Annotated in this window: 28 protein-coding genes, 3 tRNA genes and 1 pseudogene; 14 read left to right on the top strand and 18 right to left on the bottom strand. The window is 62.3% G+C overall.

The window, feature by feature from the left end; genetic code table 11:
• On the bottom strand, window positions 1-611 hold a 611-nt coding region (locus X756_RS152455; protein ID WP_023729782.1), incomplete at its 3' end, for a GTP-binding protein.
• 313 nt (window positions 612-924) lie between these two features.
• On the opposite strand from X756_RS152455, the gene X756_RS152450 reads away from it, so the two are divergent.
• Window positions 925-1,812, top strand: a complete 888-nt coding sequence (locus X756_RS152450) for a DMT family transporter (protein WP_023729783.1) — start codon at window positions 925-927, stop codon at window positions 1,810-1,812.
• Between the two features lie 65 nt (window positions 1,813-1,877).
• Here X756_RS152450 and X756_RS152445 read toward each other — a convergent pair whose 3' ends face one another.
• A complete protein-coding gene (locus X756_RS152445; protein WP_023667446.1) occupies window positions 1,878-2,135 on the bottom strand; it encodes a GlsB/YeaQ/YmgE family stress response membrane protein in 258 nt (85 codons plus the stop codon).
• Window positions 2,136-2,266: 131 nt separating this feature from the next.
• Here X756_RS152445 and X756_RS152440 point away from each other — a divergent pair, with 131 nt between their 5' ends.
• Entirely contained in the window at window positions 2,267-2,743 is a 477-nt protein-coding gene (locus X756_RS152440; protein WP_023681465.1) for a YidB family protein, read from the top strand.
• Here the strand turns inward: X756_RS152440 and X756_RS152435 are convergent.
• Complete coding sequence (locus X756_RS152435) at window positions 2,740-3,627, bottom strand: helix-turn-helix transcriptional regulator (protein WP_023729784.1); 888 nt, start codon at window positions 3,625-3,627, stop codon at window positions 2,740-2,742. The genes X756_RS152440 and X756_RS152435 overlap by 4 nt on opposite strands.
• 98 nt (window positions 3,628-3,725) lie before the next feature.
• Here X756_RS152435 and X756_RS152430 point away from each other — a divergent pair, with 98 nt between their 5' ends.
• A complete protein-coding gene (locus X756_RS152430) occupies window positions 3,726-4,115 on the top strand; it encodes a VOC family protein (protein ID WP_023688409.1) in 390 nt (129 codons plus the stop codon).
• Window positions 4,116-4,131: 16 nt separating this feature from the next.
• Here the strand turns inward: X756_RS152430 and X756_RS152425 are convergent.
• Both X756_RS152425 and X756_RS152420 read right to left on the bottom strand, forming a co-directional pair.
• A tRNA-Gly gene (locus X756_RS152425) sits at window positions 4,132-4,205 on the bottom strand.
• Window positions 4,206-4,233: 28 nt separating this feature from the next.
• A tRNA-Tyr gene (locus tag X756_RS152420) sits at window positions 4,234-4,318 on the bottom strand.
• Between the two features lie 210 nt (window positions 4,319-4,528).
• On the opposite strand from X756_RS152420, the gene X756_RS152415 reads away from it, so the two are divergent.
• Window positions 4,529-5,380, top strand: a complete 852-nt coding sequence (locus X756_RS152415; protein WP_023729785.1) for an RNA methyltransferase — start codon at window positions 4,529-4,531, stop codon at window positions 5,378-5,380.
• Between the two features lie 52 nt (window positions 5,381-5,432).
• On the opposite strand, the gene X756_RS152410 is transcribed toward X756_RS152415, so the two are convergent.
• The 3 genes and pseudogenes from X756_RS152410 to gcl form a co-directional block, all read right to left on the bottom strand.
• Window positions 5,433-6,320: a 2-hydroxy-3-oxopropionate reductase gene (locus tag X756_RS152410; protein ID WP_023729786.1), complete on the bottom strand. Its 888-nt coding sequence runs from the start codon at window positions 6,318-6,320 to the stop codon at window positions 5,433-5,435.
• A gap of 159 nt (window positions 6,321-6,479) precedes the next feature.
• Window positions 6,480-7,277, bottom strand: a complete 798-nt coding sequence (gene otnI, locus X756_RS152405) for a 2-oxo-tetronate isomerase (protein ID WP_023729787.1) — start codon at window positions 7,275-7,277, stop codon at window positions 6,480-6,482.
• Window positions 7,278-7,445: 168 nt separating this feature from the next.
• Window positions 7,446-9,235: pseudogene (gene gcl, locus X756_RS01000000165450) on the bottom strand (glyoxylate carboligase).
• Window positions 9,236-9,439: 204 nt separating this feature from the next.
• On the opposite strand from gcl, the gene bhcR reads away from it, so the two are divergent.
• Both bhcR and X756_RS152395 read left to right on the top strand, forming a co-directional pair.
• A complete protein-coding gene (gene bhcR, locus X756_RS152400) occupies window positions 9,440-10,258 on the top strand; it encodes an HTH-type transcriptional regulator BhcR (RefSeq protein ID WP_023729788.1) in 819 nt (272 codons plus the stop codon).
• Window positions 10,258-10,668, top strand: coding sequence for a hypothetical protein (locus X756_RS152395; protein WP_023729789.1), 411 nt, complete (start codon window positions 10,258-10,260; stop codon window positions 10,666-10,668). The genes bhcR and X756_RS152395 overlap by 1 nt, the downstream gene beginning before the upstream one ends.
• A 76-nt stretch (window positions 10,669-10,744) precedes the next feature.
• Here X756_RS152395 and X756_RS152390 read toward each other — a convergent pair whose 3' ends face one another.
• Window positions 10,745-11,053, bottom strand: coding sequence for a BA14K family protein (locus X756_RS152390; protein ID WP_023667455.1), 309 nt, complete (start codon window positions 11,051-11,053; stop codon window positions 10,745-10,747).
• Here X756_RS152390 and X756_RS1000000168740 point away from each other — a divergent pair.
• A complete protein-coding gene (locus tag X756_RS1000000168740) occupies window positions 11,046-11,189 on the top strand; it encodes a hypothetical protein (RefSeq protein WP_156941363.1) in 144 nt (47 codons plus the stop codon). The genes X756_RS152390 and X756_RS1000000168740 overlap by 8 nt on opposite strands.
• A gap of 67 nt (window positions 11,190-11,256) precedes the next feature.
• On the opposite strand, the gene X756_RS152385 is transcribed toward X756_RS1000000168740, so the two are convergent.
• On the bottom strand, window positions 11,257-11,466 hold the full coding sequence (locus tag X756_RS152385) for a hypothetical protein (protein ID WP_023729791.1): 210 nt from the start codon (window positions 11,464-11,466) through the stop codon (window positions 11,257-11,259).
• A 128-nt stretch (window positions 11,467-11,594) separates the two neighbouring features.
• Window positions 11,595-11,762: a hypothetical protein gene (locus X756_RS1000000167400; RefSeq protein WP_023729792.1), complete on the bottom strand. Its 168-nt coding sequence runs from the start codon at window positions 11,760-11,762 to the stop codon at window positions 11,595-11,597.
• Window positions 11,763-11,920: 158 nt separating this feature from the next.
• Here X756_RS1000000167400 and X756_RS152380 point away from each other — a divergent pair.
• Window positions 11,921-11,996: transfer RNA gene (locus X756_RS152380), tRNA-Thr, on the top strand.
• Between the two features lie 127 nt (window positions 11,997-12,123).
• Here the strand turns inward: X756_RS152380 and X756_RS152375 are convergent.
• From X756_RS152375 to X756_RS152360, 4 genes are all read right to left on the bottom strand, one after another.
• Window positions 12,124-12,675: a DUF2569 family protein gene (locus tag X756_RS152375; protein WP_023729793.1), complete on the bottom strand. Its 552-nt coding sequence runs from the start codon at window positions 12,673-12,675 to the stop codon at window positions 12,124-12,126.
• Window positions 12,676-12,818: 143 nt separating this feature from the next.
• Window positions 12,819-13,508: a TetR/AcrR family transcriptional regulator gene (locus X756_RS152370; protein WP_023729794.1), complete on the bottom strand. Its 690-nt coding sequence runs from the start codon at window positions 13,506-13,508 to the stop codon at window positions 12,819-12,821.
• 66 nt (window positions 13,509-13,574) lie between these two features.
• Window positions 13,575-15,002: an amidase gene (locus X756_RS152365; RefSeq protein ID WP_023729795.1), complete on the bottom strand. Its 1,428-nt coding sequence runs from the start codon at window positions 15,000-15,002 to the stop codon at window positions 13,575-13,577.
• A 97-nt stretch (window positions 15,003-15,099) separates the two neighbouring features.
• Window positions 15,100-16,134 carry an extracellular solute-binding protein gene (locus X756_RS152360; protein WP_023667462.1) on the bottom strand — a complete coding sequence of 345 codons (1,035 nt, stop codon included), beginning with the start codon at window positions 16,132-16,134 and terminating at the stop codon, window positions 15,100-15,102.
• 285 nt (window positions 16,135-16,419) lie between these two features.
• Between X756_RS152360 and X756_RS152355 the strand changes: the two genes are divergently transcribed.
• The 3 genes from X756_RS152355 (at window position 16,420) to X756_RS152345 (ending at window position 22,417) form a co-directional block, all read left to right on the top strand.
• Window positions 16,420-19,395 carry a caspase family protein gene (locus tag X756_RS152355; protein WP_156941364.1) on the top strand — a complete coding sequence of 992 codons (2,976 nt, stop codon included), beginning with the start codon at window positions 16,420-16,422 and terminating at the stop codon, window positions 19,393-19,395.
• A gap of 445 nt (window positions 19,396-19,840) precedes the next feature.
• Window positions 19,841-20,608 carry an NAD kinase gene (locus X756_RS152350; protein ID WP_023729798.1) on the top strand — a complete coding sequence of 256 codons (768 nt, stop codon included), beginning with the start codon at window positions 19,841-19,843 and terminating at the stop codon, window positions 20,606-20,608.
• A 192-nt stretch (window positions 20,609-20,800) separates the two neighbouring features.
• Entirely contained in the window at window positions 20,801-22,417 is a 1,617-nt protein-coding gene (locus X756_RS152345; RefSeq protein WP_031238396.1) for a DEAD/DEAH box helicase, read from the top strand.
• Between the two features lie 167 nt (window positions 22,418-22,584).
• Here X756_RS152345 and X756_RS152340 read toward each other — a convergent pair whose 3' ends face one another.
• Entirely contained in the window at window positions 22,585-23,478 is an 894-nt protein-coding gene (locus X756_RS152340; RefSeq protein WP_023729800.1) for a LysR family transcriptional regulator, read from the bottom strand.
• 119 nt (window positions 23,479-23,597) lie between these two features.
• Between X756_RS152340 and X756_RS1000000169835 the strand changes: the two genes are divergently transcribed.
• From X756_RS1000000169835 to X756_RS152335, 3 genes are read left to right on the top strand one after another with little or no spacing between them, the layout of a single operon-like run.
• Window positions 23,598-24,164: an NmrA family NAD(P)-binding protein gene (locus X756_RS1000000169835; protein ID WP_245264501.1), complete on the top strand. Its 567-nt coding sequence runs from the start codon at window positions 23,598-23,600 to the stop codon at window positions 24,162-24,164.
• Entirely contained in the window at window positions 24,146-24,484 is a 339-nt protein-coding gene (locus tag X756_RS1000000169840; RefSeq protein WP_245264502.1) for a hypothetical protein, read from the top strand. The genes X756_RS1000000169835 and X756_RS1000000169840 overlap by 19 nt, the downstream gene beginning before the upstream one ends.
• Window positions 24,485-24,531: 47 nt before the next feature.
• Window positions 24,532-24,801 (top strand): DUF2798 domain-containing protein, encoded by a 270-nt coding sequence (locus X756_RS152335; protein ID WP_023729801.1) that lies wholly within the window; start codon window positions 24,532-24,534, stop codon window positions 24,799-24,801.
• Window positions 24,802-25,038: 237 nt separating this feature from the next.
• Here the strand turns inward: X756_RS152335 and X756_RS152330 are convergent, their stop codons facing one another.
• Complete coding sequence (locus X756_RS152330; protein ID WP_023702468.1) at window positions 25,039-25,647, bottom strand: hypothetical protein; 609 nt, start codon at window positions 25,645-25,647, stop codon at window positions 25,039-25,041.
• Window positions 25,648-25,884: 237 nt separating this feature from the next.
• Window positions 25,885-26,535 carry an OmpA family lipoprotein gene (locus X756_RS152325; RefSeq protein ID WP_023667470.1) on the bottom strand — a complete coding sequence of 217 codons (651 nt, stop codon included), beginning with the start codon at window positions 26,533-26,535 and terminating at the stop codon, window positions 25,885-25,887.
• Between the last annotated feature and the right edge of the window lie 90 nt (window positions 26,536-26,625).

Consider the following 26,625-nt stretch of genomic DNA (forward strand, 5'->3'; position numbering starts at 1 on the left):
AGCGGACGAACCGGCGTCGGGATGTAAGCATCGACCGCAGCCATCAGCTCGCGGATCGCGTCTTCGCCGATGGTCTTGTTGGAATCTTCCAGAGCAGCCAGCGCCGAACCCTTGACGATCGGAATGTCGTCGCCGGGGAACTCGTTCTTCGACAGAAGCTCGCGAACCTCGAGCTCGACCAGTTCGAGCAGCTCGGCATCGTCGACCTGGTCGACCTTGTTCAGGAACACCACGATCGACGGCACGCCGACCTGACGGGCAAGCAGGATGTGCTCGCGGGTCTGCGGCATCGGGCCGTCGGCGGCCGACACGACCAGGATCGCGCCGTCCATCTGCGCGGCGCCCGTGATCATGTTCTTCACATAGTCGGCGTGGCCGGGGCAGTCGACATGGGCGTAGTGGCGCGCTGCCGTCTCGTATTCGACGTGCGCCGTCGAAATCGTGATGCCGCGGGCCTTCTCTTCGGGCGCCGCATCGATCTGGTCGTAGCGCTTGTACTCGCCAAAATACTTCGTGATCGCCGCCGTCAGCGACGTCTTGCCATGATCGACGTGGCCAATCGTGCCAATGTTCACATGAGGCTTGTTACGCTCGAATTTACCTTTTGCCATAGTCTCTTTCCTTGGACGGCCTTGACCTTCAGTTCAGTCGAATGCGGGGCGATTAGCGACTACGGCCGAAAAACACAAGTGCCTTGTGGCCGGGTGCGCTGTCCACTCGGTCTCAACCGATGATCCGATTGCGGGGATGTGGCGCTGATATAGGAACGCGCGAGCGGAAATGAAATGGGGGCTGCGGGCTCCAGCACCTGTTTGCTATTCCCGCCCATGTCCTGTCCCGCCCATGTCCTGGCCTTTGCCTGCCGGATTTGCAGCCGGCGCCTGGCCCATTGCCGCTGCGGCGGCGGTCTGATTTGGTTGCCCCATGCAATTCATACCGACCTCCATACGCGGCCCGCTGTTCATGATCGTTTCGACGGGGTCGTACCTCGTCAACGACACGATGATGAAGCTCGCCACAGCGGGATTGCCGTCCTATGAAGTGCTGTTCCTGCGCGGGGTCGCGGCCACGCTATGGGGCATGCCGCTGCTGTTCCTGCTGGGCTATCGCAGGCAGATCCCTTTGATCTTCGACAAACGCGTGCTGCGCCGCAACCTGCTCGAGCTGGCGGCCATCCTTTGCTACGTCGTGGCGCTGGCCAACATGCAGATCGCCGATTCGACCGCGCTCGGGCAGATCACCCCGCTTTTGATGCTGGTCGGCTCCTCCATCCTGTTCGGCGAACGGATCGGCGGCGTGCGCATGGCGCTGATCGGGCTCGGCTTCATCGGTGCGCTTATGGTGGCCCAGCCGACCATGCAGGGCATCTCGGTCTATGCGTTGCTGGCGCTCGGCAACGCGGCATTGGCGGCGGCACGCGATCTTGCCGGCAGGCGGGTCGCGGCCGAGGTGCCGGGCATGGTCGTCGCCATTTCCGCCGTCGTGGTGGTGCTGATCGGCGCGGGCGCCGCGCATCTCGTTTCCGAGCGCTGGGTGATGCCGGAAGCCCGGCACCTGCTGCTCATGGCCGGCGCCGGATTCTTCCTGATCTTCGGCCATTTCTTCATCTTCATGGCCTATCGCGTCGGTCCGACCGGCATCGTGGCGCCGTTCTACTACTGTTTCACCGTCTGGGCGGTCATCTCAGGCGTGCTGGTGTTCGGGCAGTTCCCGAATGCCCTGGCGGTCTGCGGCATCCTGCTGGTGGTCGCGAGCGGGCTGACCATCGTCTCGCTCGATGAACGCAAACGAAGGCTGACCGTCGTCGCCTGACCTTCAAGTCAACGCGTCGAAGCAGGTTCGGCCGGCCTGCGGTCAACCAGTCGGCAGACTGGCGCCTAAAGCGTTCGCTTGCCGGAGAACTGGTGATAGGCCCACAGCACGACCACCGCGCCGATGACGGCGACGATCAGGCTCCAGATGTTGAGGCCGGTCACACCCGTGGCGCCAAAGGCGCTGAAGATCAGCCCTCCGACGATGGCGCCGACAATGCCGAGCACGATATCCATGATCAGGCCCTGGCCGGTCTTGTTGACGATCTTGCTGCCGATAAAGCCGGCGATGACGCCGAGGATGATCCAGCTGATAATGCCCATTTTTCCTCTCCATTCCCCCGCCGGCCGATCATGGTCACATGATTGTCAAAAGCTCAAGCCAACTTGAATTTCCGCCCGCATGCTCCATTGTAGCCGGCGGGACGGGCTTGGTCGTTATGGAGGATTGACCTATGGGACTTTTTGACAACGCCGTACCTGGCGGCAACATCACCAAACCGCTGATGATCGCGCTCGGCGCGCTGCTGGTGGGAAAGATGCTGAGCGGCAGAAGCGCCGAACAGACGAGTGCCGAAGAGACGGGCGAGCCCGCCCAGCCTCAAACGCCAGCCCCCACCGGAACCACGGCCTCAGGGGATGGCGGCCTGCTTGGCGGACTGGGCGGACTGCTCGACAAGCTCAAGACTGCCGGCCAAGGCAATGTCGCTGACTCCTGGGTCGGCACCGGACAGAACCAGCCGATCAACGCCAATGATCTCGGCAAGGCGATCGGCCCGCAGGTCATTCGAGAGATCGCGCAAAGGACCGGACTGGACGAGCAGGAGTTGCTCAAGCAATTGTCCACAGCCCTGCCCGGCATTGTCGACAGACTGACGCCGAACGGACAGGTGCCGCAGCAACACCAGGTCGCGTCCGCCTTCAACAGCTAGACTTCTGCGCCTGCATCACGCGCAAACACGCCCGGCACCGCCTTGCGGCTGTCGGGCGTTGCTGCGACCAGCGCCGCGAACCGCCTGGCAGTCGACGCATCGACCGGCGTGTAGACGGAAACCGAGAAATCACTGTCGCGGCCGCCCGGCTGCAGCGTGGCGAAATCGAACGACATCGCGCCGGCGACAGGGTGCCGGATGGATTTCCGCCAGATCGGTGGCTCGGCGATGTCGCGGCTGTTCCAGCACGTGGCGAACGCTTCGCTTGCCGCTTCCAGTGACGAAACCAGCGCAGCCAGCACCGGATCGCGAGTCATGGCGACAGTGGCAAGCCGGAACTGCGCCGCCGCCGAGCGCGAAACCTCCGGCCAGTCGACAAAGCGCTGCCGCCATTCCAGGTCGAGAAACAGCCGGGCGAGCAGGCTGCCGGACCACTCATCATCCGTCTCGAAATCCCCAAGCAGCACCGCCGCCGGATGGTTACAGGCGACGACCTGCCAGTAGCGATTGACGACATATGCCGGGTGCGGCGCCAGCCCGTCGAGCAGGCTGAGCAACGGCGCGCTGGGCAGGCCTTGCGCGCCGAGCCGGTTTCGCCAATCGAGATTGGGCCGCGCCAATTGGAAGAGATAGGCCTGCTCCGACCGGCTCAGTCTCAGCACCCGCGCCAGCGAGCGAAGCACCTGCGGCGACGCGTTCACCTCCCGTCCCTGCTCGAGCCAGGTGTACCAGGTGGTGCTGATCCCCGCCTCGGCGGCGACCTCTTCGCGCCTGAGGCCCGGCGCCCGGCGGCGGCCATTGGCGCCATCGATCCGCGGCAAGCGGTCCCGCCGCTCGCGCAGGAAGCGGGCAAGCTCATCGTGCCGCGGGCCGTCGTATGGCATGCAGTCACCTCCGATACCAGTATAAGCTATAGTCTTGTACTACTTTAAAGGAAAGCTAGGTTGCGGGCGATCGAACATCAGCCCACGGGACTTCGACAATGAATGCGCTCAATGAAATCCGTCAGATCGACTACACCGTCATCTTCGCCCGCGACATGGCCGCCATGCGGCACTTCTACGGGGATGTGATGGAATTTGATCTGCAGCGCGAACTCGGCGACAGGTGGATCGAATATCGGGTCGGCCCGAACACGCTGGCCTTGACCAGCCTCGGCATGATGTTCAACGACACGCCGCAGCAGCGGGATGCGCTGTCGCTTCAGCTGGCATTCCGGGTGGCGCCGGAGATGGTCGCTGCTTGCGCCGAGGCGCTTCAGGCCAAGGGCGTGCAGCCGGTCCTGCCGCTCACCGACCAGGAATGGGGCCACAGGACAGTGTTCTTCCGCGATCCGGACGGCAACGTTGTCGAGATATTCGCTGAGATCTGATGCGGAGTGGGGAGTTTGGAGCGGGTAGCGGGAATCGAACCCGCATATTCAGCTTGGAAGGCTGCTGCTCTACCACTGAGCTATACCCGCATCGTCCTCAAGGTTCGCGGGCTGGCAGTGGTGGAGAGGGTTGGATTCGAACCAACGTAAGCTAAGCTAACGGATTTACAGTCCGTCCCCTTTAACCACTCGGGCACCTCTCCAGCCTGCCGTCGAAGCCTTGCAACGAGGCATTCTCGCCGATCAGGTCGAAACCAGGGTTTTGTCCGAAATCAGCGAAGCGCCTTATGGCGGCAAGGCCAGTGGGTGTCAACCGCACCCCAAGGCAAAATGCGCTGATTTTGACAGCTCACCCGGCAAGCCGGCTTTCTGCCTGTATCCATGGCCCGGCGACGCGGCTATAGAAGCCGGCCATGAGCAATGACAACACGCCCAAGACCGCCAAAGACACCCACTACGCCAAGCTGCGCCGCGCCCATCGCGACGAGAAGGCCGGCGGCGCGCCTGCCTTCCGGCCGCGCCAGCCGGTGCCGCCGGGCGAGAACGCCGCCGACGGGCTGGTGCGGCTTTATGGCCTGCACACGGTGCGCGCCGCGCTCGACAATCCGCGCCGGCGGATCAGAAAGATGTTGGTGACGCGCAATGCCGCCGAGCGGCTGGCGATCGCCGACCTCGCCGCTTTGCCGTTCAAGGCCGAACTGGTCGAGCCGAAGGACATCGACAAGATCACCGGTTCGGACGCCGTCCACCAGGGCGTGCTGATCGAGGCCGAGCCGCTGAAGCCCAAGCGCCTTGACGCGCTCGGCGATACCAAACTGGTGCTGGTGCTCGACCAGGTCACCGACCCGCACAATGTCGGCGCCATCCTGCGCTCGGCGGTCGCCTTCGGCGCCGGTGCGCTGATCACCACGGCCCGCCACAGCCCGCAGGAATCCGGCGTGCTGGCCAAATCCGCCTCCGGCGCGCTGGAACATATCGACCAGATCGAGGTGAAGAACCTCGCCGACGCGCTGGAACAGCTGCACGAAGCCGGCTTCCAGACCATCGGCCTCGATTCGGACGGGCCGGCCGAACTCGAAACGGGTTTTTCAGGCGAGAAGATCGCGCTGGTGCTTGGCGCCGAAGGCAAGGGCCTGCGCCAGAAGACGCGCGAGACGGTGACCACGCTCGCCCGCCTTGACATGCCCGGCGCCATCCGCTCGCTCAACGTGTCGAATGCGGCGGCGGTGAGCCTTTATGCGGCACGGAAATTCCTTGGAGGGTGAATGGTGAAATAGTGAATGGAAAAGCGTTCTTACCGCCACTATTCACCATTCACTATTCACCCACTTCATGCCCCGCCATCCGCTCCAGCGCACGAACCAGCGCTGAGTGATCCTCTTTTGCCCCGTCATTCGCCGAGCATGAGTTGAACAGCTGCTGCGTCGTCGACGTATTGGGCAGCGAGACACCGAGTGCCTTGGCGCCTTCCAGCGCCAGATTGAGATCCTTCTGGTGCAGTTCGATGCGAAAACCCGGCGCGAAGGTGCGCTTGACCATGCGCTCGCCATGCACTTCGAGGATGCGCGAAGCCGCCAGCCCGCCCATCAGCGCCTGCCTGACCTTGGCCGGGTCGGCGCCGGCCTTCGAGGCAAAGACCAGCGCCTCGGCGACCGCCTCGATGGTCAGCGCGACGACGATCTGGTTGGCGACCTTGGTGGTCTGGCCGACGCCGTTCGGCCCGACAAGCGTGATGTTCTTGCCCATCTTTTCGAAGACGGGTTTTGCGCGCTCAAAGGCTCTTTCCTCGCCGCCGACCATGATGGTCAGCGACGCCGCCTTGGCGCCGACCTCGCCGCCCGACACCGGCGCATCGAGATAGTCGCAGCCGAGATCGTTGATTTTCTTGGCGAAGACCTTGGTCTCGATCGGCGAGATCGAGCTCATGTCGATGACCAGCTTGCCTTTGGCGAGGCCGGCGGCAAGGCCGTTGTCGCCAAACAGGACGTCGGCCACTTGCGGCGTGTCGGGGACCATCAGGATGATGATGTCGGCGGCCTTCGCCACGGCGGTATGGCCGCTGACGGTCTCCAGTCCCTTAGCGACGAGATCGGCCGGCGGCTTCGAACGGTGGTCGCTGGCGATGACGGTGTAGCCGGCATCGAGCAGATGCCCCGCCATCGGCGCGCCCATGATGCCGAGGCCGATGAAGCCGATGGTTTCCATAGTTTTTCTCCAAATGACTGCGTGAAACGCCCCCTCATCCGACCGCTACGCGGCCACCTTCTCCCCGTTGGGGAGAAGAGGCTGACGCCAACCTCGGCGATCTCTTCTCCCCAACGGGGAGAAGGTGGCCCGAAGGGCCGGATGAGGGGGCTGCGACGACTAAGCCGCAGCACTCCCCTGCCCGTTGAACTCCCGGAACCACCCCAGCCCAGCCTCAGTCCCCGCCTTCGGCTTGTACTCAGCCCCCACCCAGCCGGCATACCCAATCCGGTCGATATGCTCGTACAGAAACGGATAATTGATCTCGCCCGTCCCCGGCTCGTGACGGCCGGGATTGTCCGCAAGCTGGATATGCGCGATGCGGCCGAGGTTGGCCTCGATGGTACGGGCGAGATCCCCCTCCATGATCTGCATGTGATAGATGTCGTATTGCAGGAACAGGTTCTTCGAGCCGACGCGCTCGATCAGCGCCAGCGCCTGCTCCGAATAGTTCAGGAAGAAGCCCGGGATGTCACGCGTGTTGATCGGCTCGATCAAAAGCCGGATGCCGGCCTGCTCCAGTTTCTCGGCCGCAAACGCCAGGTTCTCGGCAAAGGTGTTTTCCAGCACCGAACGATCCGCGCCCTGCGGTGCGATGCCGGCGAGGCAATTGACCTGCTCGCAGCCCAGCGCATGGGCATAGCTGATCGCCTTGGCGATGCCTTGCCGGAATTCCGGCACGCGGTCGGGCAAAACGGCGATGCCGCGCTCGCCCTTGCCCCAGTCGCCGGCCGGCAGGTTGAAAAGCACCTGGTTCAGGCCGTTCTTCTTCAGCCGCGCCGCAACGATCTCGGGCGCATGATCATAGGGGCCGATATATTCGACGCCCTTGAAGCCGGCGCGGGCGGCGGCATCGAAACGGTCGAGGAAATCGTGCTCGCCAAAGAGCATCGACAGATTGGCTGAAAAACGCGGCATTCTTTTTCTCCATCTTCTGCTTGGCCCTAGGCGTGTTGAGATTCAGGTCAGGCAGAGTCGAAAACGGTGACTTTCGAGAACCGGAGCGGAACGTACTTTCTGTACGTGAGCACCGGAAGCGCAGGAAGGCGCCGTTTGTAGGCCTGTCTCACCTGAATATCGGCGCGCCTAATCGAGCAACACAATCGCCGTCGGCGCATCCTCATGGCTTTCGGCAAGGTCCTCGAATTCGGTGATCTTGTCGATTTCCGTGCCCATGGAAATGTTGGTGACGCGCTCGAGGATGAATTCGAGCACCACCGGCACCTGGTATTCCTTCATCAGCCGCTGCGCTTCCTTGAACGCGCCGGCGAACTCTTCCGGTTTGCGCACCCGGACCGCCTTGCAGCCCATCGCTTCTGCGACCGCGACATGGTCGACGCCGTAGCCGGCCTCCGGATCGTTGGCGCGGTTGACGTTCTCGAAGGCCAGGCTCACCTCGAAATCCATCGCAAAACCGCGCTGCGCCTGGCGGATCAGGCCGAGATAGGCATTGTTCACGACGACATGGATATACGGCAGTTTGTGCTGTGCGCCGGCCGCCAGTTCCTCGATCATGAACTGGAAGTCGTAGTCGCCCGACAGCGCCACGATGGTGCGATCCGGATCGGCGGCGCGCACGCCAAGCGCTGCCGGCAGCGTCCAGCCGAGCGGGCCGGCCTGGCCGCAATTGATCCAGTTGCGCGGCTTGTAGACATGCAGGAACTGCGCCCCGGCGATCTGCGAGAGGCCGATCGTGGTGACGTAGGTGGTGTCACGGCCGAACGCCTTGTTCATCTCCTCATAGACGCGCTGCGGCTTCAGCGGCACCTGCTCGAAATGCGTCTTGCGCTTCATCGTCTTCTTGCGGGTCTGGNGGTCTGGCATTCCTTCGCCCAGCCCGACCAGTCGCGCAGCTTTCCTGCCGTCTTCCATTCGGTGGCGACGTCGAGCAGCATCTTTAATGCCGCACCGGCGTCCGAGACGACGCCGAGATCCGGCGCGAACACCCGGCCGATCTGGGTCGGTTCGATGTCGACATGGATGAATTTCTTGCCCTTGGTGTAGACATCGACCGAACCGGTGTGGCGGTTGGCCCAGCGATTGCCGATGCCAAAGACGAAATCGGCTTCCAACATCGTCGCATTGCCATAGCGATGCGAGGTCTGCAGCCCGCACATGCCGGCCATCAGCCGGTGGTCGTCGGGGATCGCGCCCCAGCCCATTAGCGTCGGGATGACCGGCACGCCCGTTATCTCGGCGAATTCGATCAACAGATCCGACGCATCGGCGTTGATGATGCCGCCGCCGGCGACGATCAGCGGCTTTTCCGCGGCATTGAGCATCGCCAAGGCCTTTTCGGCCTGGGCGCGCGACATTGCCGGCTTGAACGGGACCAGCGGTTCATAGGCATCGATATCGAATTCGATCTCGGCCACTTGCACGTCGACCGGCAGGTCGATGAGCACCGGGCCCGGTCGCGACGAGCGCATCAGGTGAAATGCCTTCTGCAGCGCCATCGGCACGAGATAGGGCTCCATGACCGTGACCGCCAATTTGGCGACGGGTGCGGCTATGGCGGCGATATCGACCGCCTGGAAATCCTCCTTGTTGAGCCGTGCCCGCGGCGCCTGACCAGTGATGCACAGGATCGGGATGGAGTCCGCCGCCGCCGAATAGAGCCCGGTGACCATGTCGGTGCCGGCCGGGCCCGACGTGCCGATGCACAGCCCGATATTGCCTGATTTGGCTCTCGTGTAGCCTTCGGCCATATGCGAGGCCGCCTCGACATGGCGCGCCAGGATGTGGCGGATCGAGCCCCTCGCCTTCAGCGCCGAATAGAACGGATTGATCGCCGCGCCCGGCACGCCGAAGCCGCAGGAAACGCCTTCCTTTTCGAGAACGAGAACCGCTGCATCGACAGCGCGCATCCTGGCCATGTCCAGCCTCCTCAAGATTGTTGGTTGGTTGACAATGCCAGTGTCGTTTTCATTTTTCAATTTTTTCAGAATAATTTTTCATTTCGAGAAAACCGCTTCTATACACTGATTCGCCTGGCTTCTTCGTTTTCCATAAATCCGGCCATCAAAATCGATGAAAAAGTTTTTCATTGCGATTTCGGCGAAACCGGCGACAATGCCGCCATGGAAACCAGCGAAAAACGCCAGCGCGGCCGGCCGCGCGCTTTCAACGGTCCGTCCGAGGCCGGTTCTGTACAGTCGCTGGACCGGGCCTTGCGCATCCTGGCCATCGTCGCTGAAGGCAGTGGCCTGTCGCTGAGCGAGATTTCGGCGCGTAGCGAGCTCGCGGCGTCCACCGCCTACCGCATGCTGACGACGCTGCAGAACCACGGCATGGTCGAGTTCGATACATCGGACCAGCTGTGGTCGATCGGCGTCGAGACCTACCGCATGGGTGCCGCCTTCCTGCGCCGCCGCAAGCTTGTCGACCGGGCCCGCGTGGTCATGCAGGAATTGATGGAGAAGACCGGTGAAACCGCCAATCTCGGCGTCGCCGAGGACGATTGCGTCGTTTTCGTCAGCCAGGTCGAGACCCATCAGGCGATCCGCGCCTTCTTCCGCCCGGGCACGCGCAGTTCCTTCCATGCCTCGGGCATCGGCAAGGCGGTGCTGGCGCAGCTCGAGCCGGAACGCGTCGCCGCCATCCTGCGCAAGTCGGGCCTGCAGCGCTTCACCGACAAGACACTGTCCGACATTTCGGCCCTCGCTCATGACCTCGCTGTCATCAAGCACCGCGGCTGGTCGGTCGATGACGAGGAGCGGCATCCCGGCATGCGCTGCGTGGCCGCCGCCATCTTCAACGAATTCGGCGAGCCGATCGGCGGTATTTCCGTGTCCGGCCCGACGGTGCGGGTGACGCCGGAGCGGCTGGACGAGATCGGGCCGCTGGTGCGTGATGCCGCAGTTGAGGTGACCAAGATGATCGGCGGGATCCGGTCATAATGAGGAAAACGCTTGCGCTTTTGCTCACCGCTTCACTGTGCGGATGCGTGGCGACAGCGCCCGAGCCCGAGCCTGTCCCTCAGCAAGTCAACGAGATTCCGATCTCGCTTGCTTTGGAGGAGACAATCACGATCGGCATTCGTCAGCATTTGCAGGATCCTGCGTTCGCCAAATTCGGCACGATGCGTGCCGGCGAGCGAACGCTCGACGGCCGCCGCGAAATCCTGGTCTGCGGCCATGTCGCTGCAAAGACGTCGTCCGGTGGTCATACAACAGACCAACCGTTCGCCGCCAAGATCTATCCGGATGAAGGAAGCAGCTTCGAACTCATCGCCATGGGGGATCAATCGCAGAATGCGAGTGTTGCCAGCATCTGCCGTGCAGCGGGATTGCCGATCTCCAAACCGTAGCCCGCACCGCGGCGCGCTCAAATCAGGAAGGAGGGGCTGCGTACAGCCCCTCCTTTCCGTGTGGGCGTGCCTCCTCTTAAAGGCGGCAATAGTGGCGGTAGCCGTCATAGCCGACATAGGTGTCGGAGTACGGATCGTAACTGGCGTAGCGGTTGGCGCAGCGGCGGACGTGCCAGGAGCCACCCTCGTCGTCGACATAGACGGTGCGGGGCTGCTGGTTGAGCAGGCTGCCGAGCACGAACCCGCCGACGCCGGCGGCGATGCCGATGCCGATTTCGCGGTTGTGGTGATGGCTGTGGGCGGCCGACGGCTGGACGGTGCCGACCAGCGAGGTGGCGGCGACGGTGCTGGCGATGAGGGCAGAAGCGATTTTGCGCGTGAACATGACGATCTCCTTGTTTCGTTGCGAGAGGCGATCCATCCGCCTCTTGATCATCTGTCGTTTCGGCGCGGAAAAAGGTTCGAAAGAAATTTGGGATTTTCTTGAAGGCTGGAATCAGCCGATGGAAACCATGATCTGATCGATCGAGAGCTCAACGCAAAAAAGGGCGGCTGAAGCCGCCCTTTCCGCGAGGCAGGTCGTCTCGCTCAAAGGAAGATGATCACCTTCCCGTGGTGATGATGATGCTTGTGGTGATGATGCTTGTGGTGATGGTTCCACCACCACCAGGGCTTGTCGTGGTGCTTGTGATGGTGGTGATGATGGCCGTGAGCGGAGGACGACTGGACGGTACCGGCGAGCGCGCCGTTGGCGAGGAAGATGGCGACCAGGCCCGAAGTAAGAGTGCGCTTCAACATGATGATCTCCTTGATCGAGGCGATCATTCGCCTCTGGAGATCAGTTGCGGTGACGTGGTGAAAGGTTCGAAGGCTTTGGGTGAATTGTGAATAGTCAATGGTCCGAAAGGCGTTTGCCCATTCACCATTCATCCCATCCCAGTCACATGCCGCAGCCAAAACGCCATCGCGATAAAACCGACGATGGCGGCGATGCCGGTCCAGTCGACATTGGCGGCCTTCACGTCCCTGATGAGCTTCACCGCAAGCAGCCAGGCAATGACGACAAGCGGCAGGATGATGACAAGTCTGATCATGCGACACCCCGTTCGATGCGTTTGCACCTGAGAGATATGTAGGGATCGCATTGGCGGTTTTCAGCATGGCGGCCCGCCCACCTCGGCGGCGTCCATCAGCGATCGAAAACGGAGTTTTGTCTTTACTGGCGCACCAAATATGCTAACCGGAGCGCCGTGCCCTTGTAGCTCAGCTGGTAGAGCAGCGGTTTTGTAAACCGAAGGTCGGCGGTTCGATTCCGTCCGGGGGCACCACCCCTTCGCTCTTCGAGCTTCGGGTGGCAGGCCACCCAAAGCTCGTTAGACGAAGGAGGACTGCCGACGGTTCTATTCGGCGGAGCTGGCAGCACGACATCAGGCCAACTCGCAGCCGTCGGACCTTCTAGGAAAATGTCGCGGCCTGTATGGCCGCCGTATCGCCGAACGTGTTTCTCACCCTGACCGACCTGTATACATAGGCGGCCCAGATCCCTGTGACTATGAAGGATGCCAAAGGTGTAACCAGAGCCCCTCCGGCAAGCAAACGGTTTACCGGGACACCAAGCACAATCGATATCCAAACTGCGTCCAGTATGAACAAGAGAGGGATCGCAAACCACAGACATATGAACAGCTGCGGGAAGCGGTGGCTTCGCCGCAGCATCGAAACAAGCACGACCAGCTGAAGCACCAGAAATGCCAGATTGAGGGCTGCCTCGCCATAGATGGCCAAGGCCCCGTTGGGCACTGTAACAAGCTGTTGGTAGGTTTTGACCAGACTGGCCATATCGACAAGTGTGCGCAACGGCGAAAGGGACAGACTGATCGCCAGCAGGATCAGCCAGCCGCCGAACCCCACGAGGTCATCTGGGCTCTGTGAGGATTTGCGCGACGACCGGACGGCGAAGAAAACCGGCACACCAATCAGCAACAGAAGTATCAGCCATTGCCACATCTACCCACCCTCGAATGCATCCTTAGGTTGTTTAAATCGCACCTCTGGATTGTGCAAGCATTTTTACAGAGATCAAGGCATCGTAGAGATTTTCGGGTTTAGGTTTGCAGAGGACGCTTTCCGTCGCTCGCAATGGCCGCATCTCACCCCAGGTAAAAATGCCGCGGAAAGGCTTGGTGCAGCAGGAGCAGCATGGTCTTGCGCAGCACGTCGGTGTCGCGGCTGGACGGGTTGAGATGGTCCCAATACCAGGCGCCGTGAACCAGATAATTCAGGCTCTCCGACAGCGTGTCTATGTCGACGCCGGTGTAACCGCCGCTGCGCGAAATCTCGATCAGCAGTTCGCGCGCTTCGGCCGTGTAGGCGAGATCGCTCGGCAGGCCGATTTCATTGTAGATCTGCATGCTCTTGCGGTCGCTGGAAAAGACGACGAAGACCGAAACCCATTTTGGATGCTGCCGGGCAAAGCGCTGCGCGCAATCGACCGCGCCCAAGACCCGCTCGACCGGCGACAGGCCGGGCGCCCGCACCAGCGTCAGCCACAGCGCGTCATATTGGTCGCTGAGATATTGCAGGACGGCCCGGAACAGGTTCTCCTTGCTGCGAAAATGAAAGACCACCAGTGCGTTGGACGAGCCGACATGCCCGGCAATGCGCTGCATGGTGACGCTGGCCAGCCCCTCCTCCGCGATGAGCTCGATGGTGGCGTCGATGATGCGCTGGACGCTCGCTTCGCCGCGCTCGCGCCGGCGGTCCTTGGGCGCGGCGTCGTTCGCCGCACCCTTGGCCGCCTTGCTTTTTCCCGCATCCGGAGTGGCTATGCGTTGCGCCATTGTCAGGCCTTTCCCCGGCAGCCGAAACATCCCGCCGCTGCCTTGGCATGCCGGCGCCCTGCGGACTCACAGCGCCGGGCGTGTCCCGGCATTCGTGTACCACTGACCACGAGCCGTCTCATAGGCCATACCCGCCCGGAACACGTCAGCGTCGCTATAGGTGCGGCCGACAATCTGGATGCCTGTCGGCACGCCGTTGGCGGCGCGGCCCGACGGGATCGACAGAACCGGGCAGCGGCTCAGCATGTTGAACGGCGTCGTCATCACCCAGCCCAGCGACGGGTTCACCTCTCGTCCATTGATCTCGACCTTGCCTTTGGTCTGATCGAATTCCGCCGGCACTGCGGGAAGCGCATTGGTCGGGCAGATCAGCACATCGTATTTTTCCAGCAACGGCCCCAGCGTCTGGTACATCCTGGCCGCCACGTCCAAAGTTGCGACAAAGTCCGTGGCCTTCGACTTCTGGCCGTCCTGCGCAAACTGCCTGGCATAGCTGGTCATGTCCTTGCCGTGCTTGGCGAGCAGCGGCGACAGCGAGGCGCCGAAGAGATGTTCGAGATAGGCCATGCCGGCCTTGAGCACCTCGTCGCCCCAGCCGAGGTCCACCTCCTCGACGGTGGCGCCGAGCGAGCGGAACACATCGCAGGCAGCGAGCGTGTTCTTGCGCACGTCCGCATCCACCTCGAAGGACCCGAGATCCATGGAGAATGCGATCTTCCAACCCTTGATCGGCTTGTAGTCGAGCGGCAGGCGCAGTTTCGGGCGCAGCGTGGCGATGTCGAGCGGGCTCGGCCCGGCCATGACGTTCTGCAGCAGGATCGCATCCCCGACGTTTCGGGCCAAGGGCCCGGTGTGGCAGTAGAAATCGAGATTGAACGGCGGCTCATCGGGATTGCGGCCGTAAGGCGGCTTGAAGCCGACCAGGCCGCAGGCCGAGGCAGGGATGCGGATTGAGCCCGCTATGTCCGAGCCGGTTGCGATCGACGACGTGCCGGAGGCCAGCGTTGCCGCCGAACCGCCCGACGAACCGCCCGGCGTGAAATCCGGGTTCCAGGGGTTGCGCGTGACGCCCCAGCGCTTCGACCAGGTATAGCCGGCGCAGCTGAATTCGGGCGTCGCGGTGCGGGCGTGCACGATACCACCCGCCTTCATGACACGCTCGTTCATCGTCGAGGTATGGCCGCCAATGGCATCCTTCGACAGCAGCGAGCCATGCGAGGTCGGCTTGCCCTTGATGTAGCTCTCATCCTTGATGCCGATCGGCAGGCCCTCGAGCGCGCCGGTCCTGGCGCCTCTGGCGTATTTCGCCTCGGCTTTTCCGGCGAGATCCATCGCCTCGTCGAAATGCGTGAAGGTGAGGCAGTTGATCGTCGCCTTGGTTGCCTCGGCGCGGCGGATGGTGGCCTGCATCAGTTCCAGAGGCGACAGTTTCTTCGCCTTGAACAGCCGCAACGCCTCGCTGGCCGGCATGTAGCAAAGGTCGAGATCGGACATAAAAAATCTCCCGCGGCGGCTTTACGGCATCTGGCATTGGGGATGGCCGAGCCGCGATGCGCGGCCCGATGTTGGTCAGCTTCGGCCGGCGGCGCTGCTATTTCTGCAGATCGGTCCAGATCCTGGTGTAGAGCGCCTGGACGTCTGCGGGACAGGCCGACATGAATTGGCCCTTGTCGGCAAATTCGGCCGGAACATCCACTTCGGGCGCGCCCTTCATATCGGCCGGCAGGAAGGGCTCGGAGCCCTTGATGCCATTGGCGTAGTGCGCGAAGGCCGAGATCATCGCTGCATTCCTGGGGTCCATGATGAAATTCTGGAAGAGCTTGGCGTTCTCGACGTTCTTGGCATCCTTGAGCACCGCGACATTGTCCATCCAGATTGGAAAGCCCTCCTTGGGATAGCCGTAGACGATCTTGTCGTTCTCCAGCCGCTCGCGCAGCGATATGCCGTTCCAGTTGACGCCGGCGGCAATGTCGCCCCTGCCGAGACCGTCGACGGCCGCATAGTCGAGCGACAGCCATTTCGCTTTCGCCTCGATGAGCTTGTCATGCACCTTCTTCAAAAGCACCTTGTCGTCGGTGCAGTACTTACCGCCCTCATAGGCAATGGCGAGGAACATGATGTCTCCCATTTCGGGCACGACATTGATCTTGCCCACGAGTTCCGGCGGCGGATCGAGGAAAATCGCCGAGGTGTTCGGATCGCCCGCATAGACCGATTTGTTGACCGAGATGCCGGTCGTGCCCCATTGCCACGGCACCGAATATTTGCGGCCGGGGTCGAACGGCACGTCGACCCATCTCGGATCGACGTTTCTAAAGTTCTCCATCGTGTTGGGATCGGTTTCCAAGAGCAGGCCTTCGCTGATCCAGATCGGCATCACGCTGGCCGATGGAACGACGATGTCATAGCCGGAAGCGCCCTGGCGGACCTTGGCCAGAGCCGTATCGTTGGAGTCGTAGTCGGTGACGGTAACCTTGACCTTGTAGCTTTCCTCGAACTTCTTGATCAGGTCCGGGCTGGTGTAGTTGCCCCAATTGTAGATTTGGAGTTCGCCCTCGGCGCGGGCAATGCCGGTCATCGCCAGCAGCGACAGGCCGAGCGCCGTGGCGGTCGATTTCAACTGCATGCTTGTGTCTCCCATTGTTGGGACCGGCGGGATTGCGCCTCGAGTCCCTAAGTTCCCTTCGTCCTGGTGATCATTCACCGGCGAATGCCGGCTGACCAACTCGGTATCTCGGGCAACGGTATTAATTACTAAACATACAGTCAATATCTTTTAGCGACACAACTGCATCATCGGCACCGGCAGTGCGCCGGCGAAGCCGACATGATATGGTCAAGGTTGGGCCATTGATGAATTGGGGCAAGCCGTGGCGTGAGCGCCGCAGCCTGCAGGGCTTGGATCACGGTCATGCGCCTTTTTCTGGCGGTCGTGCTGCTGATGACCATGGCGCTCTTCTCCGCTGCGCGCGGCGAAGAGCGGATAGCGCTGGTTGTCGCCAATCCGGCCTCTGAGGGCTCACCGGCAATCGCCAACGCCGACCTCAGTGCCGAACTCGTTGCAGCGACACTACGATCGCTTGGCTTCACCGTCCGGCAGGTGTCGGATGGCGACCGCGCCGATGTCGCGCGCGCCATGCATGATTTCGCCCAATCCCTGGCCAATCCGGACTCCGTCGGCATCTTCTACTATGTCGGCCACACCGCGCAGGCCAACGGCAGGAACTATTTACTGACGCGCGGCACCCGGATCGATTCAAAGGAAACGGTCGACCAGACGGCATTGCCCCTCGATCTGTTCATGCAGGCGCTCGAGGCAACCCCGACATTGAAGGTGGTTCTGCTCGACAATCCCGGCGATGGCCACAACCCTACTTCCGGCGTGATGCAGGGTCTGGCGGCGGTCGATCCCCTCACCCACGCCATCGTCGCTCTGTCGGCCAAACCCGGAACCGTTGCACTGGACGAAGCCCGCCCCGTCACCGTATTTGCCGATGCGCTCACCGCTGCGCTGGTCAAGCGCGGCGCGGACATAGCCATCATCCTCGCCTCGGTCAGGCAAACCACTATCGACAAAACGTCAGGCGCCCAGTGGCCATGGATGGCATATGGCCGCTCGGCAGACGCTGCCTTTGTGCTGACGCCGGACCAGGTGGCCGGCGCGTCACCGGCGCTGCCGCTTGTACCGGAACCGGCACCGCCGGCGATGGCGAGCGGCGGCTACATCTCCGGGAGTGGCGGTTGGGAGCCTGATGGCAGCGACTACGCCGATGGCAGCGGTCAGGAGCCCTACCCCATGGACGTTGCCCCGGGCTCCGGCAGTCCCGATGCCGCGATGGGCGACAGCGCCAAGGAGGCGGCGCTCTACGAGGAATACAAACGCCAGGAACAGCAGCGCCAATTGCAGGAAGAGCAGGCTCGGCAACGATACGAAGAGGAAAAGCAACGTCTTGAAGACGCAGCTGCGGCCGCTGCCCAGAACAATCTCGGCGGGACCTATCCGCAGGATGGCGGAGCCACCGGCGCCGAACCGCCCCCCGATAAGGCAGGGATCCCCCCTGAGGACGGCATGACATCGGCCCCGCCACCCGCGACCGGCGCCGAAAGTCCGCCGGAGGCGCAGGCGCCACCGAAACCAGCGCCGCCGCCCATCGACCAGGCGCAAAGCCCTCCTTCCGGCGGCGCCCTTCCACAACCCGAGACGGGCGCTGTCGAGGTGGTGCGCCATCCAACCATCGATGCGCCGGATGAGATTGTCGCCGGCGAGACGGTGACCGTTTCGATCGCCCTTACCGAAGAGCAATTCACGCCCGAAGTGAAGGTGAAGGCAGCGCCGGGCTCGTCGGTGACGGAAGATGGCGCCCTGGCCATGGCGATGCCGGCGGGAACCGAGCAATGGCCGATCGATATCGATCTGTTCGCCTCCGGCTTCGATCTCGCTGACGGCGGCAAATGGAGCCGACGGACGACGCTCTACCGCCAGGGCGACAGCGACTTCGTCCGCTTCGACGTCAAGGCGCGGCCGATCGCCAAGGACAGCAAGCCGGCCCAGTTCATCGCGCGCATCTACAGCGCCGGGAGGTTCCTGGGATCGGCATCGCGGTCGGTTATCATTCGCCGCACCGCGCCTGTCGAGGCAGCCGCTCTGAGCGCCACAGCCGAACGCTCCGCAGCACCTGCCATGCTGATGCTGGCCGCAGCGGCGCCGCAGCCGGCGGTAACTGGCAATGTGACGCTCGGCGGCGCAGCCGGCGATGACGTCCCCGATCTCGACGTGACCATCCTCTATGACGATCCGAGCGGGCTGGGTTCGGGGCAGATCATCATCCATTCGCCGCATCTGGCCGGTCCGGTGACCGATACGTTCTCGACGCCACCTGAGATGGCGGCATGGCTGGACTCCGAATACCGCCGCCTGCTGCAGCTCGGATTGAGCCTGCGCGGCGCCGTTTCGCTGCAGCAGCCTGCCGCAAGCAGCGATACGGGGGCGCAAAAGCGCTTTGTCACGCTCGCCGCCGAAGGTTTTGGCGATGCGCTCTACCGCGACTATGTGCCGAAACCGTTCAAGGACGTGTTCTGGTCGCTGCGCGGCAAAGGCGAACTCCATTCGATCCAGATCACCTCGAACAGCCCGACGCTGCCCTGGGAATTGATCCGCCCGCGCAGCGTCGACGGCGCTATAGCCGACGGTTTTCTCGGCATGGGCTACCGGCTGGCCCGCTGGGCTCCGCGCAGCAGTGCCTCACAGGTCGACAACCCGCTCGACCGCATGACCTTCACCGGCGTCGCGGCCGTCGCGCCCTCCTATGTCGACAAGCGCTCGCTGCGCTTTCAGCAGGACGAGATCGCGGCACTGAGCAAGCTTGCCGGCTACCGCCGCTTCGATGGCGATTTCATCTCTTTCGAGAAACTGGTCGGCGAAGTCTCGACCGGTTTCATTCATTTCTCCGGCCATGGCGAGGTCAACCAGCCGAGCAGCGGCCGGCCGGTCTTTGCCATCGATCTCGTCGATCAGTCGCTCGACCCCGATACATGGGCCGCGCTGGTCGCGACCGCGCATGGCAAGGGCAATCCGTTCTACTTCTTCAACGCCTGCGACACCGGCCGTTCGCAGATGCTCGGCGGCTTCGTGCAGGGCTGGGGTCCGGCAGTGCTGGCGGGCGGCGCTTCCGGCTTCATCGGCGGCATGTGGCCACTGACCGACCGCGCGGCAGCGGCCTTCTCGACCGATTTCTATGGCGGCATCAGCACGCGGATCAAGGACGGGCCGGTCTATCTGGCCGAGATCCTGCAGGATGTCCGCAGAGAATTCTACCAGACCGGCGATCCGACCTATCTCGCCTACACATTCTACGGCAACGCCAATCTGAGGATTATCGCGCAGTAGGCGACGGATCGTCGTTGGCAGATTGGCTTCAGCCTACAACGCGTTTTGCGGGCATGGCACGCCGGCGTCGCCGCAGCGTGAGGCCATCGGCCTGGAGCTCATGTCTTCGGACTGCCGCACAAGCTCCGCAAAGAGAAGGGCGAAACTTCCCATCACAAGGAAGACGATAATCAGGCGTGTCACCGGCAATAGACAGGTCTCGACTGGCTAGCCCCCCAGCCACCCATCCTCTGTCGGCTAACATGATCGATCAGGCTTTACGAGTGTTTAAGCTCGCTCTTAACCATCACATTCGCCGTTCCGGCGACATGAAGCGCGAGCCGCCGATTTCGTTTCGCCGCGGCCGCAACTGCGCCGGACGATGCCTCCCTTTGCAGATGCGCTTGCCCATGCTACCCCACGCAACCGCCGCCGACCGCCATCGGCCGACCGCCATCGGAATGTCATGAGCAAAGCCAATCTCGCCTTCGTCTCCTCCGACACTGCCGATGCCAAGGCGGCGATGGAGAGCCTGTCGGCCCGCTATGGCCAGGCATCCTTCGACGACGCCCAGGTGGTGGTGGCGCTGGGTGGCGACGGCTTCCTGCTGCAGACCTTGCGCGACACGATGAGCACGGGAAAGAAGGTCTACGGCATGAACCGTGGCACCATCGGCTTCCTGATGAACGAGTACCGCGTCGGGGGCCTCACCGAGCGCATCGCGGCCGCCGTCGCCGAAACGATCCGCCCGCTGGAAATGCTGGCGTTGACGCATGAGGGCGAGACGGTTTCGGCACTCGCCATCAACGAGGTGGCGCTGTGGCGTCAGTCCTACCAGACGGCAAAGATCCGCATCACCGTCGACGACCAGGTCCGCATCGAGGAACTGAACTGCGACGGCGTGATGATCGCGACGCCGGCCGGCTCCACCGCGTACAATCTTTCGGCGCACGGGCCGATCCTGCCGCTGGATGCGCCGTTGCTCGCGCTGACCCCGGTCAGCCCGTTCCGGCCGCGCCGTTGGCGGGGTGCCTTGTTGTCAAACAAGGCGACCGTACGCTTCGATATTCTGGAGTCGGAAAAGCGCCCGGTGAACACCGCCGCCGACCACACCGAGGTCAAGGCGGTGGCTTCCGTAACGGTCCGCGAATCGCCGACTGCGACGGCAACGCTGCTGTTTGATCCCAACCATTCGTGGAACGAACGCATTCTCGCCGAGCAGTTTCGCTATTGAGCCGGCGCAAAGAGTGACTACCTAATTAAGCATCGCGATTAAGCTTACGTTTTCACAATCGTGCCAATCCCGCCCGTTTCTGTTGACAAATCGCGGGCTTGCGCCTAATCGCAATACCAATCTTGCAGGCACGCTGTGCTTGCCGCGACGGATGCCGTTGCGCTTCCCCGAACCAGCCAAAGACAGCAACTCTTGTCCTCAGACACCACGACCGCTCTAGAAGCGTTGACCTTTTCAGACCTCGGCCTGTCGCCCAAGGTCCTTTCCGCAGTCACCGATGCGGGCTACACCGTGCCGACGCCGATCCAGGCTGGCGCCATCCCGCATGCCTTGCTCGGCAAGGATATTCTGGGCATAGCACAGACCGGCACCGGCAAGACGGCTTCCTTCGTGCTGCCGATGCTGACCCGCCTCGAAAAAGGCAGGGCCCGTGCCCGCATGCCGCGCACGCTGATCCTCGAGCCGACGCGCGAGCTCGCCGCGCAGGTCGAAGAGAATTTCATCAGATACGGCAAGAACCACAAGCTCAACATCGCGCTGCTGATCGGCGGCGTCTCCTTCGACGAGCAGGACAAGAAGCTGGAGCGCGGCGCCGACGTGCTGATCGCCACGCCCGGCCGTCTGCTCGATCACCGCGAGCGCGGCAAGCTGTTGCTCAACGGCGTCGAGATCCTCGTCATCGACGAGGCCGACCGCATGCTGGACATGGGCTTCATCCCCGACATCGAGCGCATCTGCGAGATGATCCCGTTCACCAGGCAGACGCTGTTCTTCTCAGCGACCATGCCGCCGGAGATCACCAAGCTCACCGAGAAATTCCTGCATGCGCCGGTGCGCGTCGAGGTGTCCAAGGCGGCATCCGCTGCCACCAACATCATCCAGCGCCTGGTCAAGTCCGGCTCCAAGCCGTGGGACAAGCGCGAGACGCTACGCAATCTGATAAAGGCCGAAGACGCCGAGCTGAAGAACGCTATCATTTTCTGCAACCGCAAGGTCGAGGTCGCGGAGCTGTTCCGCTCGCTGTTGAAGTATGACTTCGACGCCGGCGCCCTGCATGGCGACATGGACCAGCGCGCCCGCATGCAGATGCTGGCCAATTTCCGCGATGGCAAATTGCGCTATCTCGTGGCGTCCGACGTCGCCGCGCGCGGCCTCGACATTCCCGACGTCAGCCACGTCTTCAACTACGACGTGCCGATCCACGCCGAAGACTATGTCCACCGCATCGGCCGCACCGGCCGCGCCGGACGCTCGGGCAAATCCTTCACCATCGCCACCAAGTCCGACACCAAATACATCGACGCCATCGAGCGGCTGATCGGCAACAAGATCGAGTGGCATGACGGCGACCTGTCGACCGTGGTCGCCAGCGAAGGCGGCGAGGACGAAGCGCCCCGCCGTGGCCGTGGCGCTCCGCGCCGCGCCGGCCGCAAGGACGAGGACCGCAAGCCCCATGATCGCAAGGACGGTGGCGAGCGCAAGCCGCGCGAACGCCATGCCAAGCGCAGCGACGACGCGACGGCGGCAGATACCGCACGCGAGGAACAGCCGATGGTAGCCGAGGCCGCGGTCGCCGACATCGGCGAACGGCATCAGCGCAAGGAAGCGATCCGCTCCGAAAACAGCGATCGCAAGGTCTCCGACCGCAACAACGAGAACCGCGCCCCGGAACGCGGCGACACAAGGCCGCAGCGCGCCAGCGGCAACAGCCGCCCTGCCCGCGGCAACAACCGCGGTGAAGACAATGACGGCACCGTCGGCTTCGGCGACGACATGCCGGCCTTCATGAAGATCGTCGCCAAGGTCTGATCCCATGAGCCGCGGCGTCCCGAGGACGCGCGGCTTGCCTGGACGCGACGGGGATGTGAGATCTGGAGCCCGCTCCAGGATCAGTCGGCGCCATGCGCGGTAATCGCAAGACAGGCTCGATCTACCCGATCGCTTCCGGCCTGGAGGGCTTAAATAGCCCGTCGATGCTACAGGCTTTTCAGTTCCAGGCGGGATGCCAATAAATCCAGAAATGCCCGAACCTTGGCCGAAGATGACCGGCCTTCCTGCCACAAGGCATGGATCGGCACCGGTGCCGGCTCGAATTCCGTCAAAACCAGTTCGACGAGACCGTCGTCGACCAAATGTCTTATCTGCCACAGAGGCGAGAAGCCCAAACCCAGTCCGTGGATTGCGGCGGCATAGACCGAGGTCATCAGATTGGAGCGAAAAGCGCCTGCGACCTTCACGGTCCGGGGTTTCCCGTCGATCTGAAACGTCCATTCACCTGGACGCTCGTTAGCGGTTCTGATGATGCAACTGTGCTCACTCAGCTGGAAGGGATGGGCCGGCCGGCCGCACCGCGCGAAATAGGAAGGCGCGCCGAACGCAACGCGCCGCAACGCCCCCAGGCGTTTGGCTTTCAAGTTGGAATCCGGCAAATCGCCGATGCGTATTGCCAGGTCGAGACCTTCGGCGCCAAGATCGGCAAATCCATCGGAAAGTTGAAGATCGACCTCGACCCGGGGATATGTCCGCATGTATTCCGCGATGACAGGCATCAGGACGTTTGGGCCAAACAGAACCGGCGCCCCGATGCGCAGGACGCCTGCCGGCTCCGATCGTCGATTGATCGCCTGAAGTTTTGCGTCGTTTATTTCGTCGACAGCGGGTTTGATCCGGTTGAAAAAGGCTGCTCCGACTTCACTCGGTGTCGAGCGACGCGTTGTCCTGTGGATCAACTCGACGCCGACTGATTGCTCCAGTACCGCCAGGGACCGGCTGACCGACTGCAGCGAGCGGTTCAGCCGATGTGCGGCCGTCGTCAGACTTCCATGCTCGACGATCGCGATGAAAGCCTCGAAATCGTCCATCCGGCTCATGTATTCTCCCGATCTTCGACATAATATATCGCAAAAACGGGTAATTGTAACGACAAGTGCGACGTCGTACCTCTCTGCAAGTTGTCCCGCGAGGACAGGCTTGATGGAAGGGAATCGTCATGCAAGTAGCCAATCCAACTGTTCTGGTTGTTGGTGCCACAGGCCGAGTTGCGGGACTTGTCGTGCCTGAACTTGTCCGCCGCAATGCCAATGTTCGAGCGCTCGTTCGCGACCCTGCGAATGCCGAAAAGGCCCGGAAGCTGGGGGCATCCGAGGTAGCGACAGGAGATTTGCGAAATCGTCAGAGCCTCGAAAGGGCGGTCGAGGGCGTCGACGGCGTCTTTCACATTGGGCCGGCTTTTGCTCCCGATGAAGCAGCCATGGGCGTTGCCATGGTTGAGGCCGCCACGCGAGCAGGAGTTCGAAAGTTCGTCTTCTCGTCGGTGATCCAGCCTACCAATACGCGACTGAAGAACCATGCCAGCAAGGTGCCTGTCGAGGCTGCTCTCTACTCGACAACGATGGAATATACGATTCTGCACCCTGCCAATTTCATGCAGAACCTCGCAGCGGCCTGGCCGTCCGTCGTTGAACACATGGTGTTTTCTCGGAACCGTTTCCAAAGACGGCGAAGCTGGCCCGCGTCGACTACCGCGATGTCGCTGAGGTGGCGGCGATCGCCCTAACCGAAGCGCGATTGTCCTACGCGACCCTCGATCTGTGCGCTGACGGCATGCACAGCCGGGAAGACATCGTTGCGATGATGAGTGAGGAACTTGGCCGACCCATCTCTTCTGGTGAGCCGACATTTGGCGAGTGGGCGGCCGAGGCACGCCTTCCCTACAATGAGCGCCAAATGCAGGTGCTGGCCAAAATATACGCCCACTACGCCCACTATGGCCTTGGTGGGAACAGTCTGACATTGCGCGCCGCCCTGGGCCGCGAACCGCGTTCGTTGCGCGGCTTTATTCGAAACCTTGCCCAGCAAATGGCGCAGGCCGCCTGACTGCGCCCAGCCGCGCATACTTCCACTCTTCGAGAAGGTGATATTTGATGCGACCGTCATCCCACAAGGTTTTGAAATCGAGGAAGCTACCGGCCTCTTACAATGTGCTGGTAATGCCATTCGTACTTTCCATCCTGATGTCGTGCATTGTTTCCGCGGTAGCGACGCTGATCAATGCGGGCTGGACAACCGGTTTCGTGGCGACCTGGCCGTATGCATGGGGAGCATCATGGCTAGTGGGCTTTCCAAGTCTGCTGCTGGTCTTGCCGATCGTGCGCCGTATCGTTGCGGCAATTGTCGATCAGCCGACCTCGTAGGCCTTGATTACAGAGTCCGACATGCCAAACAAAAACGGCCCTTGCGGGCCGCTTTTACCTTCGACTGACGGCTCGCAGCGCCATTGTCGGCTTCCGCGACCAGATACCCGTCTTCAAGCGGGCAGCCTTCATGCGCGCCGGCCCTCATGCCGATCGTCGTCCGAGCCTGATCCCGAGCGCTCTCAAATGCAGCCGGCCAGCTTGCACTCTTGGTACGCTCCTATCCTGGCCCGTCCGTCACATCGGGCCGGGCATCATCTTGGTCGGTTTTTCCAGCATCGGAAACTCTGCCTTGCTGCATTTCACGTTCGGGTTGGTCGGACTGAACATGCCGTTCGGATTGTCTCTGAACAGCCAAGCATGAAGGTCGTAGTGGACGAACTCCCTCGGAATGAGCGGATAGTGCCCTTCCATCGGTCCCATGAAGGTCTGGCCAAATAGTTTTGGAGGTTCCTTGGTGTCTGGCGTCAGGGGCACCAGCCATTCCACGCCAACCAATCTCAAGCCTTTCTTGGTCGGCTCGTAGATCAGCACATTGGGGCGCATCGGATCGAGTTTCTGACCGACACTCGGGACGTTGACGAAATGGATGCCCATAGCGCCCTTCGGATAGTCCATTGCGCCCTCGATCCTGTCCCCGCTGTAATAGACACACCCGACAGTCGACAGATAAAGGTCGCGGACGGCGACCGTGTAGTCCTCATATTTGGCGAGCGATTTCTTCAAAGCTTCGATGTCGGCTTTGTTGGCGTCCTCGGCTCGAGCCGTGGCGGCTGCGCACCAAGCTGAGGCCAGACCTGTCAAAATGAGGACGCCGCAGCGCCCAAGACGAGCTGTTCTTGTCATGCATTCCTCCCAGATTTCCTTATCTGGCCGTGCAGGACCGGGGCCGACTAAGTGACTGCGCGGCCGTTTGTATCGCCCCATCCCCTCTGGAACCGCGCCAATGCTAATCCCTTCAAAGGTCTCCGGAAAGGGATTATTAGAAATCTCTAATGCATTAGACCTTTTGGCGGACCACAGGAGCCCAAAAAGAAAGCGGCCCCTTGCGGGGGCCGCCTTCGCATTTCGATGCCGAACAATTCAGGTCAGCGGCGAAAGCTGGATCTCGACGCGCCGGTTCTGCGCACGGCCGGCCGCCGTTCCATTGGACGCGATCGGACGGGTCTTGCCGAAACCGGTGACGGCGAAGCGGCGCGAATCGACACCTTGGCCCGAGAGATAGTTGGCGACCGCCAATGCACGGCGCTGCGACAGATCGAAATTGTGTTCGTCGCCACCGGTCGAATCGGTATGGCCGAACACGTCGACCGTGGTCTGCTTGAACTTCTTCAGCACCAGCGCAACCGAGTTCAGCACCTGGTAGAAGCCGGGCTTCACCGCATCCTGGTCGACGTTGAAAGTAATGTCGGACGGCATGTTGAGGATGATCTGGTCGCCGGTGCGGGTGACGCTGACGCCGGTGCCTTCGAGTTGGCGGCGCAGTTCAGCCTCGTTCTGGTCCATGGTCGCGCCGATGGCGCCGCCGGCCAGCGCGCCGATACCGGCGCCGATCAGCGCGTTGCGGCGGTCATTGCCGCCGGCAAGCAGGCCGAGGCCCGCACCCGCCAGGGCACCAAGGCCGGCGCCGGCTGCGGTGTTCGAAACCTTCTGCTCGCCGGTGTACGGATCGGTCGTGGTGCAGGCACTCACCAGCACAGCCGTCGCAACGGCGACGAGCACAGTCTTTTTCATAAGGATCGTCCCTCTCCAAATCGCGGCCTTTGCGGCTCGCGCATATAAGCCCTTCTCCGGTCTTGTAACATGAAATGCGGCGAAAAACCG

It is taken from the genome of Mesorhizobium sp. LNJC405B00 (genome assembly GCF_000502615.1).
Taxonomy (GTDB): Bacteria; Pseudomonadota; Alphaproteobacteria; order Rhizobiales; family Rhizobiaceae; genus Mesorhizobium.

Excerpts from the sequence above, each read along its gene's own strand:
- X756_RS152450 (WP_023729783.1), top strand. The coding sequence starts at position 925 with ATGCAATTCATACCGACCTCCATACGCGGCCCGCTGTTCATGATCGTT.
- X756_RS152445 (WP_023667446.1), bottom strand. The coding sequence starts at position 2,135 with ATGGGCATTATCAGCTGGATCATCCTCGGCGTCATCGCCGGCTTTATC.
- X756_RS152440 (WP_023681465.1), top strand. The coding sequence starts at position 2,267 with ATGGGACTTTTTGACAACGCCGTACCTGGCGGCAACATCACCAAACCG.
- X756_RS152435 (WP_023729784.1), bottom strand. The coding sequence starts at position 3,627 with ATGCCATACGACGGCCCGCGGCACGATGAGCTTGCCCGCTTCCTGCGC.
- X756_RS152430 (WP_023688409.1), top strand. The coding sequence starts at position 3,726 with ATGAATGCGCTCAATGAAATCCGTCAGATCGACTACACCGTCATCTTC.
- X756_RS152415 (WP_023729785.1), top strand. The coding sequence starts at position 4,529 with ATGAGCAATGACAACACGCCCAAGACCGCCAAAGACACCCACTACGCC.
- X756_RS152410 (WP_023729786.1), bottom strand. The coding sequence starts at position 6,320 with ATGGAAACCATCGGCTTCATCGGCCTCGGCATCATGGGCGCGCCGATG.
- otnI (WP_023729787.1), bottom strand. The coding sequence starts at position 7,277 with ATGCCGCGTTTTTCAGCCAATCTGTCGATGCTCTTTGGCGAGCACGAT.
- bhcR (WP_023729788.1), top strand. The coding sequence starts at position 9,440 with ATGGAAACCAGCGAAAAACGCCAGCGCGGCCGGCCGCGCGCTTTCAAC.
- X756_RS152395 (WP_023729789.1), top strand. The coding sequence starts at position 10,258 with ATGAGGAAAACGCTTGCGCTTTTGCTCACCGCTTCACTGTGCGGATGC.
- X756_RS152390 (WP_023667455.1), bottom strand. The coding sequence starts at position 11,053 with ATGTTCACGCGCAAAATCGCTTCTGCCCTCATCGCCAGCACCGTCGCC.
- X756_RS152385 (WP_023729791.1), bottom strand. The coding sequence starts at position 11,466 with ATGTTGAAGCGCACTCTTACTTCGGGCCTGGTCGCCATCTTCCTCGCC.
- X756_RS1000000167400 (WP_023729792.1), bottom strand. The coding sequence starts at position 11,762 with ATGATCAGACTTGTCATCATCCTGCCGCTTGTCGTCATTGCCTGGCTG.
- X756_RS152375 (WP_023729793.1), bottom strand. The coding sequence starts at position 12,675 with ATGTGGCAATGGCTGATACTTCTGTTGCTGATTGGTGTGCCGGTTTTC.
- X756_RS152370 (WP_023729794.1), bottom strand. The coding sequence starts at position 13,508 with ATGGCGCAACGCATAGCCACTCCGGATGCGGGAAAAAGCAAGGCGGCC.
- X756_RS152365 (WP_023729795.1), bottom strand. The coding sequence starts at position 15,002 with ATGTCCGATCTCGACCTTTGCTACATGCCGGCCAGCGAGGCGTTGCGG.
- X756_RS152360 (WP_023667462.1), bottom strand. The coding sequence starts at position 16,134 with ATGCAGTTGAAATCGACCGCCACGGCGCTCGGCCTGTCGCTGCTGGCG.
- X756_RS152355 (WP_156941364.1), top strand. The coding sequence starts at position 16,420 with ATGCGCCTTTTTCTGGCGGTCGTGCTGCTGATGACCATGGCGCTCTTC.
- X756_RS152350 (WP_023729798.1), top strand. The coding sequence starts at position 19,841 with ATGAGCAAAGCCAATCTCGCCTTCGTCTCCTCCGACACTGCCGATGCC.
- X756_RS152340 (WP_023729800.1), bottom strand. The coding sequence starts at position 23,478 with ATGAGCCGGATGGACGATTTCGAGGCTTTCATCGCGATCGTCGAGCAT.
- X756_RS1000000169835 (WP_245264501.1), top strand. The coding sequence starts at position 23,598 with ATGCAAGTAGCCAATCCAACTGTTCTGGTTGTTGGTGCCACAGGCCGA.
- X756_RS152335 (WP_023729801.1), top strand. The coding sequence starts at position 24,532 with ATGCGACCGTCATCCCACAAGGTTTTGAAATCGAGGAAGCTACCGGCC.
- X756_RS152330 (WP_023702468.1), bottom strand. The coding sequence starts at position 25,647 with ATGACAAGAACAGCTCGTCTTGGGCGCTGCGGCGTCCTCATTTTGACA.
- X756_RS152325 (WP_023667470.1), bottom strand. The coding sequence starts at position 26,535 with ATGAAAAAGACTGTGCTCGTCGCCGTTGCGACGGCTGTGCTGGTGAGT.